At 68.2% G+C, this 16,785-nt stretch carries 13 protein-coding genes; 5 read left to right on the forward strand and 8 right to left on the reverse strand.

Translation table 11 applies throughout. From position 1 onward, the window contains the following. Positions 1–107: 107 nt before the first annotated feature. Together lpdA and ACWF82_RS29770 are read right to left on the reverse strand one after the other, a co-directional pair. Entirely contained in the window at positions 108–1,508 is a 1,401-nt protein-coding gene (gene lpdA, locus ACWF82_RS29765; protein ID WP_452506531.1) for a dihydrolipoyl dehydrogenase, read from the reverse strand. A gap of 91 nt (positions 1,509–1,599) precedes the next feature. Further along, the gene (locus tag ACWF82_RS29770) at positions 1,600–2,073 is read right to left on the reverse strand and encodes a MarR family winged helix-turn-helix transcriptional regulator (protein WP_452506533.1); all 474 of its coding nucleotides are present in this window, start codon (positions 2,071–2,073) and stop codon (positions 1,600–1,602) included. Positions 2,074–2,162: 89 nt separating this feature from the next. Between ACWF82_RS29770 and ACWF82_RS29775 the strand changes: the two genes are divergently transcribed. From ACWF82_RS29775 to ACWF82_RS29785, 3 genes are all read left to right on the forward strand, one after another. Further along, the gene (locus tag ACWF82_RS29775; protein ID WP_452506535.1) at positions 2,163–2,492 is read left to right on the forward strand and encodes a rhodanese-like domain-containing protein; all 330 of its coding nucleotides are present in this window, start codon (positions 2,163–2,165) and stop codon (positions 2,490–2,492) included. 121 nt (positions 2,493–2,613) lie between these two features. Continuing rightward, the gene (locus tag ACWF82_RS29780; RefSeq protein WP_452506537.1) at positions 2,614–3,651 is read left to right on the forward strand and encodes an AraC family transcriptional regulator ligand-binding domain-containing protein; all 1,038 of its coding nucleotides are present in this window, start codon (positions 2,614–2,616) and stop codon (positions 3,649–3,651) included. 193 nt (positions 3,652–3,844) lie between these two features. Beyond that, the gene (locus tag ACWF82_RS29785) at positions 3,845–4,873 is read left to right on the forward strand and encodes an NADP-dependent oxidoreductase (RefSeq protein ID WP_452506539.1); all 1,029 of its coding nucleotides are present in this window, start codon (positions 3,845–3,847) and stop codon (positions 4,871–4,873) included. A 131-nt stretch (positions 4,874–5,004) separates the two neighbouring features. Here ACWF82_RS29785 and ACWF82_RS29790 read toward each other — a convergent pair whose 3' ends face one another. After that, positions 5,005–5,976, reverse strand: a complete 972-nt coding sequence (locus ACWF82_RS29790; protein ID WP_452506541.1) for a dipeptidase — start codon at positions 5,974–5,976, stop codon at positions 5,005–5,007. Positions 5,977–6,113: 137 nt separating this feature from the next. Here ACWF82_RS29790 and ACWF82_RS29795 point away from each other — a divergent pair, with 137 nt between their 5' ends. Then, positions 6,114–6,653, forward strand: coding sequence for an AMIN-like domain-containing (lipo)protein (locus ACWF82_RS29795; RefSeq protein ID WP_452506543.1), 540 nt, complete (start codon positions 6,114–6,116; stop codon positions 6,651–6,653). Position 6,654: 1 nt separating this feature from the next. Here the strand turns inward: ACWF82_RS29795 and narI are convergent, their stop codons facing one another. From narI to ACWF82_RS29820, 5 genes are read right to left on the reverse strand one after another with little or no spacing between them, the layout of a single operon-like run. After that, positions 6,655–7,398 (reverse strand): respiratory nitrate reductase subunit gamma, encoded by a 744-nt coding sequence (gene narI / locus ACWF82_RS29800; protein ID WP_452506545.1) that lies wholly within the window; start codon positions 7,396–7,398, stop codon positions 6,655–6,657. A 1-nt stretch (position 7,399) separates the two neighbouring features. Beyond that, positions 7,400–8,071 carry a nitrate reductase molybdenum cofactor assembly chaperone gene (narJ, locus tag ACWF82_RS29805; RefSeq protein WP_452506608.1) on the reverse strand — a complete coding sequence of 224 codons (672 nt, stop codon included), beginning with the start codon at positions 8,069–8,071 and terminating at the stop codon, positions 7,400–7,402. Further along, positions 8,071–9,714, reverse strand: coding sequence for a nitrate reductase subunit beta (gene narH / locus ACWF82_RS29810; RefSeq protein WP_452506547.1), 1,644 nt, complete (start codon positions 9,712–9,714; stop codon positions 8,071–8,073). The genes narJ and narH overlap by 1 nt, the downstream gene beginning before the upstream one ends. Beyond that, positions 9,714–13,406 carry a nitrate reductase subunit alpha gene (locus tag ACWF82_RS29815; protein ID WP_452506549.1) on the reverse strand — a complete coding sequence of 1,231 codons (3,693 nt, stop codon included), beginning with the start codon at positions 13,404–13,406 and terminating at the stop codon, positions 9,714–9,716. Before ACWF82_RS29815 ends, narH begins: the two co-directional genes overlap by 1 nt. Positions 13,407–13,441: 35 nt before the next feature. Beyond that, on the reverse strand, positions 13,442–14,638 hold the full coding sequence (locus ACWF82_RS29820) for an MFS transporter (protein WP_452506551.1): 1,197 nt from the start codon (positions 14,636–14,638) through the stop codon (positions 13,442–13,444). 86 nt (positions 14,639–14,724) lie between these two features. Between ACWF82_RS29820 and ACWF82_RS29825 the strand changes: the two genes are divergently transcribed. Continuing rightward, positions 14,725–16,785 (forward strand): prolyl oligopeptidase family serine peptidase, encoded by a 2,061-nt coding sequence (locus ACWF82_RS29825; RefSeq protein WP_452506553.1) that lies wholly within the window; start codon positions 14,725–14,727, stop codon positions 16,783–16,785.

Consider the following 16,785-nt stretch of genomic DNA (forward strand, 5'->3'; position numbering starts at 1 on the left):
CGGTCAGGTGCCGTTGCGTAGGCGACGAAGGAGCAAGCAACGGTGCCTGACCGGCGGGACACAAGGGGCCGCGAACTCGAGCGCGCCAGCGCTCAAACAAACACAGCTCAGAAGTTGATCATGTGGCCGGCGAGGCCGTGGATCGCTTCCTGCAGCGCTTCGCTGAGCGTCGGGTGGGTGTGCACGTTGCGCGCGAGCTCGTTGACGGTGAGGTCCCACTTCTGGGCCAGGGTCAGCTCGGGCAGCAGCTCGGAGACATCGGGGCCGATGAGGTGGCCGCCGATGAGTTCGCCGTGGGTCTTGTCGGCGATGAGCTTCACGAAACCGGTCGGGTCGGCCAGGCCGTGCGCCTTGCCGTTGGCGGTGAACGGGAAGGTCGCGACCTTCACGTCGTAGCCCTCGTCGCGGGCCTGGGCCTCGGTGAGACCGAAGCTGGCGACCTGCGGCTGACAGAAGGTGGCGCGCGGCATCATCCGGTAGTCACCGAGGGTCATGGTCTCGGCGCCCGCGATGGTCTCGGCGGCGACCACACCCTGCGCCTCGGCGACGTGCGCGAGCTGCAGCTTGGCGGTGACGTCACCGATCGCGTAGATGTGCGGCACGTTGGTGCGCATGTGGTCGTCGATCGCGATGGCGCCGCGCTCGAGGGCGACACCGGTGGTCTCCAGGCCGTAGCCGTCGACCCGCGGCGCGAAGCCGACGGCCTGCAGCACCTTGTCGACGGTGACGGTCTCGACCGCGCCGGACTTGTTGTCCTTGATCTGGACGGTGACCTTGGAGCCGTCGTCGTCGATCGTCTGCACGGCCGCACCGGTGGTGATGGTGATGCCGAGCTTCTTGTACTGCTTGGTGATCTCCTTGGAGACGTCCTCGTCCTCGTTCGGCAGCGCGCGATCGAGGAACTCCACGATCCGCACGTCGACGCCGTAGTTCTTCAGGACGTAGGCGAACTCCATGCCGATCGCGCCGGCGCCGACGATCAGGATCGAGCCGGGCAGGTCGCGGGTGAGGATCTGCTCCTCGTAGGTGACCACGTTCTCGGAGAGCTGGGTGCCCGGCAGCAGCTTGGTGGTGGTGCCGGTGGCGATGATGACGTTGTCGAACGTGATCGACTCGGAGCCGCCCTTGGTGAGGGCGACATCGAGCGAGTTCGGGCCGGTGAAGGAACCGAGTCCGTCGAACTCGTCGATCTTGTTCTTCTTCATCAGGAAGTGCACGCCCTTGACGCGCCCGTCGGCCACCTTACGGCTGCGATCGAAGGCGGCGCCGAAGTCGAAGCTGACCTCACCGGAGATGCCGAAGGTCTTGGCTTCCTTGTGGAAGATATGGGCCAGTTCGGCGTTGCGCAGCAGTGCCTTGGACGGGATGCAGCCCACGTTCAGGCACACGCCACCCCAGTATTTCTGCTCGACAATCGCTGTTCGCAGGCCGAGTTGAGCGGCACGGATCGCGGCGACGTATCCGCCGGGACCAGCGCCGAGAACGACGACATCGTAGTGGGAAGTCACGACCCCGAGCCTAACTCTGTTTCGGGGAGTTCACCCACCCGTCCCCCACATAGGTGAGATGTGCGCGTGACCGGCCGCGACGGTACGCCGATCACCGTTGCCGGGGGTCGGGCGGCGCCAGGTCCGTCGCGCCGAGCACCTTGCGCAAAGTGGCGGCCATGGCCGCGAGCTCGTCGGGGCTCACGTGCGCGCCGAGCCGGCGTTCGATGCCGTCGAGGTAGTGCGGGGCGGCCTCGCGGAACCGCTGCCGTCCGAGGTCGGAGATGGCCACGAGCGCGGATCTGCCGTCGTCGGGGTTGGTCTCGCGAGACAGCAGGCCGTTCGATTCCAGTTCCGCGACAAGACGACTCACCCTGGTACGGCTGAGGACGACCTTCTCGCCGAGGTCGCTCATCCGCATCGGCCCGGCGGCATCGAGCTCGAGGAGAACGTCGTACCAGGTCAGCGGTAGTCCACAGGCTTTGCGCAGTTCGGCGTCGAGCTCGGGGACGAGGGCGGCGTGCACCTGCAGCAACGCGGCCCACGCGGCGACCGCGGGACGACGGGACGGCTGTTCGTTCAGCACCACACCACCCTAAACCACTTGCGTGCGTGCGCACACAATTAGTAGCGTGTGCACGCACATAAATTCTTTCGACGACCGAGGTGGACCCCATGACCGCACTCATCACCCGCGACGAACTGGCGAAGGAAATCGCGGCGAACACCGTGACCGTGCTCGACGCCCTCGGCCCCGAGTACTACGCCAAGGCACACCTTCCCGGCGCCCTCAACCTGATCGAGGACGACGTCGCCGACCGCGCCCCCGACCTCCTCCCCGACCGCGACGCGGCCATCGTGACCTACTGCTCGAACGCGGCGTGCGGCAACAGCCAGGCCGTCGCGAGCAAGCTGGAAGCGCTGGGCTACACCAACATCCGCAAGTACCGCGAGGGCATCCAGGACTGGGCCGACGCGGGGCTGACCATCGAAACCTCGGCCTGACCCACGATCCACCCGGCCACCTGACATCGCCACCGTGGCCGGGTGAACGTCGTCGAAGCCGTGGCCGGGCGAGCTCAGTCACCGCGGACCGACCCGCGGACCGGCGCAGTAGGGTCGGGGGGTGAGTGGTGCTACGTCGGCGGACGGGATCGGTAGCCGTCTCGACGGCACGGCGTCCACCCATCTCGTCCGGCTGCTCGTCCAGGCCGCGAAGACGGCGGGCGTGGCCGAGGACCAGCTGGCGCGGGTCCCAGGCACCGACGAGGTGATCCTGCGCGGGGAGCTCAACCGGATCCCGATGAGCTCCCTGCTGCGGTTGTGGGAGTTGATCGCGCAGGCGCGACCCGGCGCCGGATCGGGGGCCGCGATCGCCGCCGCCGCGCCGCTCGGCTCACTCAATACCTGGGACTATCTGGTGACCACCGGTGCGACACTGGCGGATTCGCTGTGCGCCGCCAAGCCGTATCACCGCCTGGTCACCGCGGCCACCGAGGGCTTCGATCTGTCCGGCGACGGCGATCTCACCATCGGCTACCGGACCTCGGCCGGCGATCCGGCGGTGGCCTCGGTGGTCAACGAGTACGTGCTCGCCTACTACCTGCGCCGCGCGCGCGAAGCGCTCGGCCGACCGCTCGTGCCTGCCCGGGTGAGCTTCGGCCACCCCGCGCCTGCCGACCGCACCGGGCTGATCGCCGTATTCGGCACCGCCGACATCGAATTCGACGCCGAGGCGGATGCGATCACCTTCCACGCCGACGATGCCAACGCACCACTCGCCCGCGCCGACCCGATGCTGTCCGACCTGATGCGCAGCCACGCCGACCTGGTCCTGGCCTCCGCCCGCCCGATCGCCGACCCCCTCGACGCTTTCCGCATCGCCCTCGGCGCAGCCCTTGACGCGGGCGACCCGGCCCTGCCCCGCGTCGCGAAAAGCCTTGCCATGAGCGAGCGCACCCTGCAACGCCACCTGGCCGAGCATGGCACCTCGTGGCGCGACGAACTCGACCTGCTCCGTCACGAGCGCGCGAAAGACCTTCTGCGCCAGGGTCACAGCACCTCGACCGTGGCGCAGCGACTCGCCTTCACCGATGACCGCGCCCTGCGCAAGGCGTTCCACCGATGGACCGGTGCCGCGCCGACCGCATCACGCGCACGGTGAGCCCACACGGCCCGGCGGTACGGCATCTCCACTCGCCGGGGCGCCGCTGACATGTCGAGCGTCCGGCACGCGGCGACCGTGTCGTGAACGGACCGGGTGGTGGCGTCCGCGGACCTGGGAGCGCGGGCCCGGCCGCCATAACGTAGTCAGCACCGGAGAGAAACACCGGCTGACCTCGAAAGAAGGCTCGATCATGTCGACCACGACCACCGCAGCGCTGCCCACCCACACCCGCGAGATCCACCTGGCCGCCCGGCCGGACGGCGCTCCGGTGGCGACCGATTTCGCCCTGGTCGAGCGCGAGCTGCCCGCCTTGGAAGACGGCCAGATCCTCGTCCGGAACACCTGGATGTCGGTCGACCCGTACATGCGCGGCCGGATGGACGACAAGGAGTCCTACATCCCGCCGTTCGAACTCGGTGCGGCACTGGATGGTTCGGCCGTCGGTGAGGTGATCGCCTCCCGCGCCGCCGATATCGCGGTCGGCACCACGGTCTCGCACTTCGCCGGCTGGCGCGAACACGCGATCGTCGACGCCGCGACCGCGACCCCGATCGACCCGGAACTGGCAGCGCCGCAGCACTTCCTGAGTGTGCTCGGCACCACGGGGCTCACCGCCTACGCCGCACTGACCGACGTCGCCCAGGTCAAGCCCGGCGACACCGTGTTCATCTCGGCCGCCGCGGGCGCGGTCGGCAGCGTGGCGGGCCAGATCGCCAAGGCGCTCGGCGCGAAGCGCGTGATCGGCTCGGCGGGCGGACCGGCCAAGACCCGAAAGCTGCTCGCGGAGTTCGGTTTCGACGCCGCCATCGACTACCGCGCAGGCGATCTCGCCGGACAGCTCGCGGCCGCCGCCCCCGACGGCGTCGACGTCTACCTCGACAGCGTCGGCGGCGAACACCTGAAGGTCGCCATCGAGGCACTCAACCAGCACGGCCGGATCGCCCTGGTCGGCGCGATCAGCGGCTACAACGGCGCCACCGCCCAGCAGACACCGGACCTCTACCTCGCGGCGACGAAGGAAGCCACCCTGCGCGGCATGCTGGTAACCAGCTACTTCCCGATCTTCGGCGAGTACATCGCCAAGGCGGCGGGCTGGCTCGCCGACGGCACCCTGCGCACCACCGAAACCGTCTACGAAGGCCTCGACCAGGCCCCCGCCGCCTTCCTCGGCGTCCTCACCGGCGCCAACACCGGCAAGATGCTCGTTCACCTGGCCTGAACGCCCCAGCCCCGCCACACCGATCCCTCGGTCCGGCGGGGCCAAAGGCGTATCAAGATCACCACGCGCTGGTGGTGGCCACTTCTCGGGCGATACTCACCCGAGAGCGTGGTGATCACTCGTCCAGGACATCAGTCGCGCCAGACTTGGCTTGCGACGCGGGCGAAGTTGCCGCCGAAGATGGCTGCGCGCTCGTTCGGGGTGAAGCCTCGGTCGGCGAGGAGGTCGTCCAGGCCGGGGACGTCGGATTCGCCGAGCAGGTCCTCGGGGGGTGTCCAGTGCAGGGGTCCCCACTTCGTGTAGGACTCCGAGAAGGCGCCGGGGTTGTCGCGGATCTCGTCGTTGAATTCCTGGCCGTCGAACGAATAGTCCGAGCTGACCCCGATGTGCTCGATCCCGAGCAGGTCGACACCGTAGCGAATCTGGTCGGCCATCGCCGCGACCCGTTCGGCCCGCTCGCCAGGCTCGTTGTGCCCTAGGAAGATTCCCACTCCGTTGATGCCGATCACCCCACCCGTCGCAGCGCAGGCTCGGGCCTGCTCGTCGGTGATGTTGCGCGGGTGTTCCCACAGCGCGGCGAAATTGGAGTGGCTGTAGATCATCGGCACGGCCGTGTGCGTGGCGATGTCGAGGCCGGTGCGCCGCGAGCAGTGCGAACCGTCGGCAAACATGCCGACCTCGTTGAGCTTGCGCACCAGGTCTTTTCCATAGCCGGTGAGGCCGGTGTCCTCGGTGTCGAGACACCCGCAGCCAGCAGCGTTGGCGTGGTTGTAAGTGGGCAGCAGCGAGCGCACGCCGAGCCGGTAGAACATCTCGACGTTGTCCAGATCGCCGCAGAGCGGGCCGGAGTCCTCCAGGTCGAAGGCGAGTGCGATCGCGTCGTCGCCGATATCGGCCAGGCTCGTCACCAGCCGGAACCGTGGATCGGCCGCCGCCTGGCCCCGGAACTGACGCAGCAGCGCCAGCGAATCCTCGGTGGTCTGTGCCGAATAGCCCACATTGACCGACAGATACGAACCCAGCGGATACCGGGCGAGCTCGCCGATCCGCGCCGTGTGATGCAACGGCAGACAGCAATGCTGCTCCCACAGGAAGGGCGGCACGCTTCACCTCCGGTTCATGAGTCGTGACCAGCGATCCTACGTTTCGCAATGCGACCGGAATCGGACCGACGCTAACGCGATGTCTGATTCGTCCGATTAATCAGTACTTCATCCCACTGCCCCGAAGGCGGTGCGACATGCGTCGCGTCCTCATATTCCTCGCCACGATCGCGGCCTGCGCAGGCCTATGGACCCTGCCCGCCGCGGCGACACCCTCCTACTGCGGACTGGTCTGGGGCTCGCTCGACGAGTCGGCCACGAATTACTCCACCGGCACGGTCGGCGACGTCAGGGCGGGCCGCCACGAGTGCTTCGACCGGCTCGTCGTCGACGTGACCGGCCCTGCCGCCGGCTACCGGGTCGGCTACGTCGACTCGGTCACCATGGACGGCTCGGGCGCGCCGGTCCCCCTGCGCGGCGGTGCGAACCTCCAGGTCGTCGTCCAAGCTCCCGCGTACGACACCGCGGGCAACAGCACCTACCACCCGGCGAACAGCACCGAACTCGTCGGCGTCGGTGGCTATTCCACCTTCCGCCAGGTGTCCTGGGCCGGGTCGTTCGAAGGCCAGACCACCCTCGGACTCGGTGTCCGCGCCCGCCTGCCGTTCCGCGTCTTCACCCTCGACGGCCCCGGCTCGGGTTCGCGCGTGGTGGTCGACGTCGCCCACTACTGGTGACTCACCAACCCCGTCGCTGCGGCCGCGAGCCGACCAGCTCGCCCTGCTTCGCGCTCTCCCGCGTCCGGTAGACGATGTAGGGCCGGAACAGGTAGCCGAACGGCGCGCTGAACGCGTGCACGAGCCGGGTGAACGGCCAGATCGCGAACAGGATCAGCGCGATCGTCACGTGGATGTGGAACGACAGCGGCGCCTGCGCCATCAGATCGCCGCGCGGCCGCAGTATCCAGATCGAGCGGAACCACGGCGCCACGGTCTCGCGGTAGTTGTGTTCGGGGCCGATGGCGCCGGAGCCGATCAGGGTGGTCGCCAGTCCGGTCACCAGGGCGGCGATCAGGACCAGGTACATGATCTTGTCGTTGACCGTGGTCGCGGTGAACACCGGCCCGTTGACCCGCCGCCGGTAGACCAGCAGCCCGATCCCGGTCAGCGTCGCGACGCCCGCGATGGAGCCGAGCGTGATCGCCTGGATGTGATAGACGTGCTGGCTGATCCCGACGGCGTCGGTCCAGGATTCGGGAATCACCAGCCCGATGATGTGCCCGACGATCACCACCAGCATGCCGAAGTGGAACATCGGGCTGCCGATCCGCAGCAGCCTGCTCTCGTAGAGCTGCGAGGAGCGGGTGGTCCAGCCGAACTTGTCGTAGCGATAGCGCCACCAGGTGCCGACGGCCAGCATCGCCAGACTCACGTACGGGACGATGTCCCAATAGATCTCGCCGGCGGAGACGGAATCTGCCATGTCACCGGTGTCCTTTCGCTGGAGCCAGGTCGGATGCGGTACGGCGCGGCGGCACGGTGAGCGTGAACGGCGCGAGGCCGACCGATTCGGCGGGCGGTCCCGCCTCGACGAGCCGCCGGGCCAGGCCGAGGTCGTGGTCGGTCGCGGCGGGCAGGGTGGCGGCGATCGCGGCGAGCACCGGGGCGTAGGGCGATTCGTCCTGGGTCAGTGCCAGCCCGATCGCATCGATCGCCCGGCGGTGCGCGGTCAGCAGCGCGGCTCCCGCGACGGGGTCGACGGTGGCCGCGAATTCGAGCACAACGGCGAGGTGATCGGGCACCTCGCCGACGGGCGGGCGCACGCCTGCGGCGCGGTAGGTGTCGCTGAACGCCAGCATCGCCATGCCGCGATTGCGGGTGTCGCCGTCGGTCCAATAGGTGAGCAGCAGTGTCGAGTGCCTGCGCAGATCGAAGGTGTCGACGTAGCACTGGGCGGCAACGGTTTCCGGCATCGCACGCAGGGCCGCGGTCCGCAACGGCGCGGCCTGCTCCGGCGGCAGATGCGCGCACAGCTGGTCGACGAGATCGAGCCGCGCGCGGTGACCGGCGTCGGGATAGGCGAGCAGCAGCGAGGCCGCCTGCCAGACGATCCGGTGCCGCTCGGTGCGCCGGGCCGACCGGCGCCGCGGCGACATCATCGCCCACCCGGGAACATGCCCGTCGGCCTGCCCTTGCCGTCCCAGTTGAGCAGATTCACCCGAGCCCCGCTGCCGATGGATTCACTGGTCTGGCGCTGTTTGAGCGCGTGGAACGTCTCGACGGCCACCGGCACCGGCGCGCCGCTGGTCTCCCCGAACGGCCCCGACGCCTGCTCGTACATGCCAGGCCCGCCGTCGAGGTCGAGCGCGCAATCGCTCACCGACTCCTCCAGCCGATGCCCCAGCTCGGCGTAGGCCGATGGAATCACGTACCTGTCCTCGTATTTTGCGAGGGCGAGCAGCCGGTACATGCGGTAGACCTGTTCCTCGGTCATGCCGACGGCGGCCGGAATGTGTTCCTGCGGTGCACGTCCGAGGTTGATATCGCGCATATAGGCGCGCATCGCGGCGAGCTTGCGCAGCACCGCCGCCACCGGCTCGGTGTCGCCCGCGGTGAACAGTCCGGCCAGGTACTCCAGGGGAATGCGGAGCGATTCGAGTGCGCCGAACAGGTTTCCGACGTCCTCACCGTCGTGCCCGTCGCGGCTGACCGCGTCGACCACCGGCGACAGCGGCGGGATGTACCAGACCATCGGCATGGTCCGGTACTCCGGATGCAGCGGCAGCGCGACCCGGAAGTCCTTGAGCAGTGCGTGAATCGGTGACCGCCGCGCCGCCTCGATCCAGGTGTCGGGGATGCCGGAGGCTCGCGCGCCGGCGACGACCTCGGGGTCGTTCGGGTCGAGCAGCACATCCAGCTGCGCCTCGTACAGGTCCGTGTCCGCGGCCACGGTGGCGGCGTCCAGCACCCGGTCCACGTCGTAGAAGATCAGGCCGATGTAGCGCAGCCGCCCGACGCAGGTCTCCGCGCAGACCGTCGGCAGCCCCACCTCGACGCGCGGATAGCAGAACGTGCACTTCTCGGCCTTGCCGGTCTTGTGGTTGAAATACACCTTCTTGTACGGACATCCGGACACACACATCCGCCAGCCGCGGCACTTGTCCTGGTCGACGAGCACGATGCCGTCCTCGCTGCGCTTGTACATCGCGCCCGACGGGCACGACGCCACACAGGCGGGATTGAGGCAGTGCTCGCAGATGCGCGGCAGGTAGAACATGAACGTCTGCTCGAGGTCGAGCTTGACATTCTCGCTCACCCGCGCCAGCACCGGGTCGCCCGGCACGATATCCGGCGAACCGGCCAGGTTGTCGTCCCAGTTCGCCGACCAGCTGACCTTCATCGGCTTGCCGCTGATCAGGCTGCGCGGCGGGGCGACCGGGAACTGCTCACCCAGCGGCGCGTTGGTCAGGTTCTCGTAGTCGTAGGTCCACGGCTCGTAGTAGTCCTCCATGGCCGGCATCTTCGGGTTGGAGAAGATGCGCGCGAGCTTGGCATAGCGCCCGCCGTCGCGCAGGTTCAGCCTGCCGTTGCGCTCGCGAACCCAGCCGCCGCGCCACTTCTCCTGGTCTTCGTAGGTGCGCGGATAGCCCTGTCCCGGACGGGTTTCCACATTGTTGAACCAGACGTACTCGGTGCCGGCGCGGTTGGTCCACGCCTGCTTGCAGGTCACCGAGCAGGTGTGGCAGCCGATGCACTTGTCGAGGTTCATCACCATCGCCAGTTGCGCCATGACCTTCATCAGTACGTCACCTCCTGGCCGCGGCGACGGACCACCGTGACCTCGTCGCGCTGGTTTCCGGTGGGGCCGAGATAGTTGAACGCGAAGGCGGTCTGGGCGTAGCCGCCCGCCAGATGCGACGGCTTGACCAGCAGCCGGGTGAGCGAATTGTGGATGCCGCCACGGGTTCCCGTCTTCTCGGTCAACGGGACGTCGATGGTGCGCTCCTGGGCGTGGTGGACGTACACCACGCCCTCGGGCATCCGGTGCGAGACGATCGCGCGGCACACCAGCACGCCGTTGCGATTGTCGGCCTCCACCCACTCGTTGTCGGCGACACCGATCTTCGCGGCGTCGGCCGGGCTCATCCACATCGTGGGCCCGCCACGGGAGAGCGAGAGCATCAGCAGGTTGTCCTGGTACTCCGAGTGGATCGACCACTTCGAGTGCGGCGTCAGATAGCGCACGGTGATGCCGATTCCGTCGCGCTGCGCACCGATCGGCGGTTCGCCGAAGAGCCGGGCCATATCCAGCGGCGGCCGGTAGATCGGCAGCGCCTCACCCAGTTCCTCGATCCAGTCGTGGTCGAGGTAGAAGTGCATCCGCCCGGTGAGCGTGTGAAAGGGCTTGAGCTGCTCGATATTCACCGTGAACGGCGCGTATCTGCGACCGCCGGTCTCGCTGCCCGACCATTCGGGGCTGGTGATCACCGGCACCGGCCTGGCCTGGGTGTCGGCGAAGGTGATCCGCTTCTCCTCGCTGCCCTCGGCGAGGTGGACAAGCTCGCGCCCGGTGCGCTCCTCCAGTTCCCGGAAACCCGCCACCGAGAGCCTGCCGTTGGATGTGCCGGACAGGCGCAGGACGGTCTCGGCCATCTTCTCGGCGGTATCGAGCGCCGGATGTCCTTCCGCCACACCGGAATTCATGACACCGTGCAGCTTCCCGAGTTCGACGACCTCCTGATCGGGGATCACCGTGATCCCCTTGGTGGTCAGGCCCGCCTTCTCCACCAGCGGCCCGAGCGCCGTCCACTTCTCGGCGATCGCGGCATAGTCGCGTTCGACGACGACCAACGGTCCCATCGTCTTGCCCGGCACCGGTTTCTCGCCGGTGCTCCGCCAATCCGATTCCACGCCACCGGGATAGGCCATCGCGCCCGGGGTGTCGTGCTGCAAGGTGCCCATGACGATGTCGGTGCGCGTGCCGAGATGCTTGGCGGCCATGGTCGAGAAGCTGCGGGCGATGGCACCGAAAGCGTCGAAGTCCGAACGGGTTTCCCATGGCGGATCGATCGCCGGGGTGAAGGCGTGGATGTAGGGGTGCATGTCGGTGCTGGACAGGTCGGCCTTCTCGTACCAGGTCGCCGCGGGCAGCACCACATCCGAGAACAGGGTGGTCGAGGTCATCCGGAAGTCGATCGACAGCAGCAGGTCGAGCTTGCCCTCGGGCAGTTCGCCGGACCAGGTGGTGCCAACCGGGCGGGTCTGCGGCGGTGTCGGCTCGGCCTGCACGTTCGAGGTGGTGCCGAGCAGGTGCTTCAGGAAGTACTCGTTGCCCTTGGACGAGGAGCCGAGCAGGTTCGCCCGCCAGACACTCAGCACCCGCGGCCAGTTCTTCGGGTCGTCCGGGTCCTGTAGCGCGAATCGCAGCTCGCCACTGGCCAGCTGGTCGACGGTGTACTGCACCGGGTCGACCCCCGCCGTCTCCGCGGCGTCGGCCAGCTCGAGGCTGGACCGGTCGAACTGGGGGAAGAACGGCGTCCAGCCCATCGCGACGGCGGCGCTCAGCACGTCCATCGTGTGCTTGTCCTTGAACCGGCCGCGACCGGTCGGCGCGGCGAGCGCGTCGGCGCGATAGCCGTCGTAGCGCCACTGGTCGGTGTGCACGTACCAGTAGGAGGTGCCCGCCATCTGACGCGGCGGGCGCGACCAGTCGGTACCCATCGCCACCGTCGCCCAGCCGGTCACCGGCCTGCACTTCTCCTGCCCGACGTAGTGGGCCCAGCCGCCGCCGTTGCGGCCCATCGACCCGGTGAGCAGCAGCAGCGACAGGATCGCGCGATAGGTGGCGTCGCCGTGGAACCACTGGCAGATGCCAGCGCCCATGATCACCATGGTCCGGCCGCCGGAATCCACCGCGTTGTTCGCGAACTCCCTGGCGATCCGGATGACCTGTGCCGCGGACACTCCCGTGATCGGTTCCTGCCACGCCGGGGTGTACGGGGTGTCGGCGTCGTCGTAGTCACGCGGCCACGTCCCCGGCAGGCCGGGCCGGGCGACACCGTACTGGGCGAGCATCAGATCGAAGACCGTGCACACCCGCCTGCCCGCGACCACCCGGACGGGAACACCCCGCTCCATGGTCTCGCCGTGCCCGTCGACGGTGTCGAAGCGCGGCACCGTGATGCGGGCCGCCTCGACCTGAGGCTCCCCCGCCTCGGCGACGGTCAGCGCAGGCGCCAGCTCGCCGAGGTCCAGGTTCCACTTGCCGACCCCGTCGGGTCCGTAGCGGAAGCCGAGTGACCCGTGCGGGACCACGACCGCGCCGGTGACGCCGTCGACGAAGACCGGCTTGAACGCCGCGTTCTCCTCGATACCGCCGAGATCGGCCGCGGTGAGGTTCTTCCCGGGAACCAGTCGCCCGTCCCGCTCCTCCAGGGTGATGAGGAACGGCAGGTCGGTGAACTGGCGGACGTAGTCGACGAAGAACGGTTCCCGCCTGCGCACGTAGTACTCGGTGGCGATGACGTGCCCCATGGCCATCGCCAGCGCGCCGTCGGTGCCCGCCGCGCACGGCATCCACTCGTCGGCGAACTTGGTGTTGTCGGCGTAGTCGGGGCTGACGGTGACGATCTTGGTGCCGCGATAGCGGACCTCGGCCATCCAGTGCGCGTCCGGTGTCCGGGTGACCGGCACATTGGAACCCCACATGAGCAGGTACGACGCGTCCCACCAATCGCCGGACTCTGGCACGTCGGTCTGATCGCCGAACACCTGGGGCGAGGCCACCGGCAGGTCGGCGTACCAGTCGTAGAACGAGGTCATCGCGCCGCCGATGAGCTCGATGAATCGCGAGCCCGCCGCGAAGGAGATCATCGACATCGCGGGGATCGGCGAGAACCCGGCGACCCGGTCCGGGCCGTAGGTCTTGATGGTGTGCACGTGCGCGGCGGCGATCATCTCCACCGCCTCGTCCCAGCTCACGCGGACCAAACCGCCCTTGCCCCTTGCCTGTTGGTAGCGGCGGCGGCGCTCCGGGTCGGCCTGTAGATCGGCCCAGGCCAGCACGGGATCGCCGAGGCGGGCCTTGGCCTCGCGGTACAGCTCGACGAGTACGCCGCGCGCGTACGGATACCGGACGCGGGTGGGCGAGTAGGTGTACCAGGAGAAGGCCGCGCCGCGTGGACAGCCGCGTGGTTCGTATTCCGGCCGGTCGGGACCCGCCGAGGGGTAGTCGGTCTCCTGGGTCTCCCAGGTGATGATGTCGTCCTTGACGTAGATCTTCCACGAGCACGAACCCGTGCAGTTCACGCCGTGGGTCGAGCGCACCACCTTGTCGTGGCTCCAGCGGTTGCGATAGAAGACGTCGCCTTCGCGCCCGCCCGCCCTGGTGACGGTGCGCAGGTCGGCGGATTCGGTACCGGGGGTGAAGAACCGCCCGCTGCGCACGAGCAGGTCCTCGATGGGGCCGCCGATGCGCTCCTGGGTTGCCACGTGCGCTCTCCTTCTGTGCGGTCGGATCGGGCGGGCTATTCGTGGGCGTGCAGTTTGAACGCCGTGTAGAGCAGCGCGGCGAGCGCGGTCGCCGCGAGCAGCAGCAGACCCACCGTGTAGTCGTGGCCTTGCTCGTCGTAGGTGACGCCCATGATCAGCGGTGGGAAGTAGCCGCCGAGACCGCCCGCGGCGGAGACGATTCCGGTCACGCTGCCGACATTGGACGCGGGCGAACGCCGCGCCACCCAGGCGAAGACACCACCGGTGCCGATCCCGAGGAACAGCGCCATCGCAATGAAGGTGCAGGCCGAGGCGACATCGGCGGGCGGCTTGAAGGACGCGATCACCGCCATCACCGCGGTGCCCGCCAGCGAGGTGACCACGATGTACTTGGGTGCGATCCGATCCGAGAGCGCGCCGCCGACGGGCCTGGCGATCACCGCGGCGAGGGCGAAGGCGGCCGTGCGGGTGCCCGCGTCCACCGCGGAGAAGCCGTAGACGTTCTTGATGTAGGTCGGCAGATACGAACTGAAGGCGACGAACCCGCCGAACACCACGGCGTAGAGAAACGACATCTCCCAGGTGACACCGAGTTTCATCGCCGCGCGCAGTTTGGGAACCACCGGATCGGTGTTCGGCGTGAACTCCGGTGAGTTCCGCATGAACAGGATGCACAGCACCGCGGTCACCGCGAGCGCGGCGGCCACGATCAGGTGCGTCGGCAGCAACCCGAACCAGCGGACGAAGCGCGGGGTGAAGAACGCCGACACCGCCGTGCCGACCATGCCCGCACCGAAGACTCCGGTCGCGAAACCACGCCGCGCTGGCACGTACCAGGAGTTCGCGAACGGGATGCCGACGGCGAAGATCGTGCCGGGGATGCCGAGCAGCAGGGCCGACACCAGCATCAGCGGATAGGACTCGATACTGCCCGCGATACCGACAAGGACAACCGGAACGATCGCGGCCAGCGAGACCCCGATGAACATCGTCCGGCCACCGATCCGGTCGGTGAGCGCGCCGGACACGATCCGCCCCAGCGAGCCGACCAGGATCGGCATGGCCACCATGATCGAGGCCGCCATGCTGCTCAGGGCCATTTTGTCGGCGTAGGTCGGCGAGAGGGGACCGATGAGGTTCCACGCCCAGAAATTGACGGCCGAAACCCAGGTGGCCAAGACGAGGTTGAGGGTCGGAGACCCGATGCGTACCGCTGTCTGTAGCGAGGTCACCCGTCCAGGAGACCATATCGCCGCAGCTCGATGCCGTGAACACGCCGCCCTGGGATGTGATCGGCCACATCGGCAACAATGTGGGGATGAGTGGCGTTGAGCAGGACGTGACGGATCCGTATCTCTGGCTCGAGGAAGTGACCGACGAGGCCGCGTTGGACTGGGCGCGCGCCCGCAACGAGGTGGTGCAGCAGCGGTTCGCGGCGACGGATCGGTTCGCCGAGCTGGAGCGGCGCGTGCTCGCCATGCTCGACGACGACACCAAGATCGCCTACCCCGGCAGGCGCGGGCCGTGGCTCTACAACTTCTGGCGCGATGCCGAGCACCAGCGCGGGCTGTGGCGGCGGACCACCTTCGAGTCCTACGCCACCGACGACCCCGAGTGGGATGTGCTGATCGACGTCGACGCGCTCGCCGAAGCCGACGGGGAGAACTGGGTGTGGTCGGGCGCGGCGGTCCTGCGGCCCAGCCAGGAGCGCGCCATCATCCACCTGTCCCGAGGTGGCGCCGACGCGACCGTCGAGCGTGAATTCGACCTGACCACAAGGTCATTCATCGCCCCGGCGGACGGCGGGTTCTCCCTGCCCGAGGCCAAGTCCCGGATCGGCTGGATCGACGCCGATACCGTCTATGTCGGAACCGATTTCGGCCCCGGCTCGCTCACCGATTCCGGCTACCCGCGCATCGCCAAGCGCTGGCGGCGCGGCACCGACTTGGCCGTCGCGGAAACGGTGTATGAGGGAAAGCCGGGCGATGTCTCGATCAGCGCCGGCTACGATCGCCACCCCGGCTACGAGCGGCACTATCTGCACCGGTCGACGGACTTCTTCAACAGCGAGGTGTCCCTGCTCGACGACGGCGCGTGGCGCCTGATCGAAACGCCTACCGACGCCGATGTCGACTGGTACCGCGACTGGCTCCTGGTGCGCCTGAAGACCGCGTGGACGCCGGGCGAGACCACCTACCTTCCCGGCAGTCTCCTGGTCACGAATCTGAACGACTTCCTCGCCGGCGCACGCGAATTCGAAGTGTTGTTCGCCCCCGACCCGCACACCTCGCTGGAATCGTGGGGCTGGACCGAGAACCACCTGATCCTCACGACTCTGCGCGATGTGCAGACCGGGCTGCGCGTGCTCACCCCCGGACCCGACGGCTGGACCGAAGCCGAACTCGCCGACTCACCCGCCATGGCCAGCACCTCGGTGAACAACCTCGACCCGCTCGACGGTGGCGACGAATTCATGCTCACCACTACCGGATTCACCACGCCGACCACGCTGCTCAGCAGCGCCGTCGGCGAGTCGGCCACCGTACTCAAGCAGGCGCCCGCCTATTTCGACGCCACCGGCATCGAGACCGAGCAGTTCTTCGCGACCTCCGACGACGGAACGTCCGTCCCCTACTTCGTGATTCGTCACCGTGACCGTCGCGGAACACCCGGCCCGACCATCATGAACGGCTACGGCGGATTCGAGATCTCCAAGACCCCGCTGTATCTCGGCTCCGCCGGTATGGGGTGGCTGGAACGCGGCGGCACCTATGTGACGGCCAATATCCGCGGCGGCGGCGAATACGGCCCCGAATGGCACACCGCGGCACTGAAGGAACACCGGCACCGCGCCTTCGAGGACTTCGCCGCGGTCGCGCGCGACCTGGTGACCCGCGGCATCACCACCCCCGACCGGCTCGGCGCGATCGGCGGCAGCAACGGCGGTCTGCTGATGGGCGTCATGCTCACCCGCTACCCGGAACTGTTCGGCGCGATCGTCTGCCAGGTGCCGCTGCTGGACATGCGGCGCTACCACCTGCTGCTGGCGGGCGCGTCCTGGGTGGCCGAGTACGGCGACCCGGACAAGCCGGAGGAATGGGCCTACATCAGCGAGTACTCGCCGTATCAGAACACCGACACCGGCAAGCAGTACCCGCCGATCCTGCTCGCCACCTCCACCCGCGACGACCGGGTGCACCCCGGGCACGCGCGAAAGATGGCAGCGCTGCTGGAATCCCAGGACCGCACCGTCTGGTACTACGAGAACATCGAGGGCGGGCACGGCGGCGCGGCCGACAACAAGCAGGCGGCGTTCCTGTCCACCCTGGTCTACGAGTTCTTCACGCAGATGCTGATCGAGGACCGTCGCTCGGCGTAG

It is taken from the genome of Nocardia sp. NPDC055053, assembly GCF_053608285.1.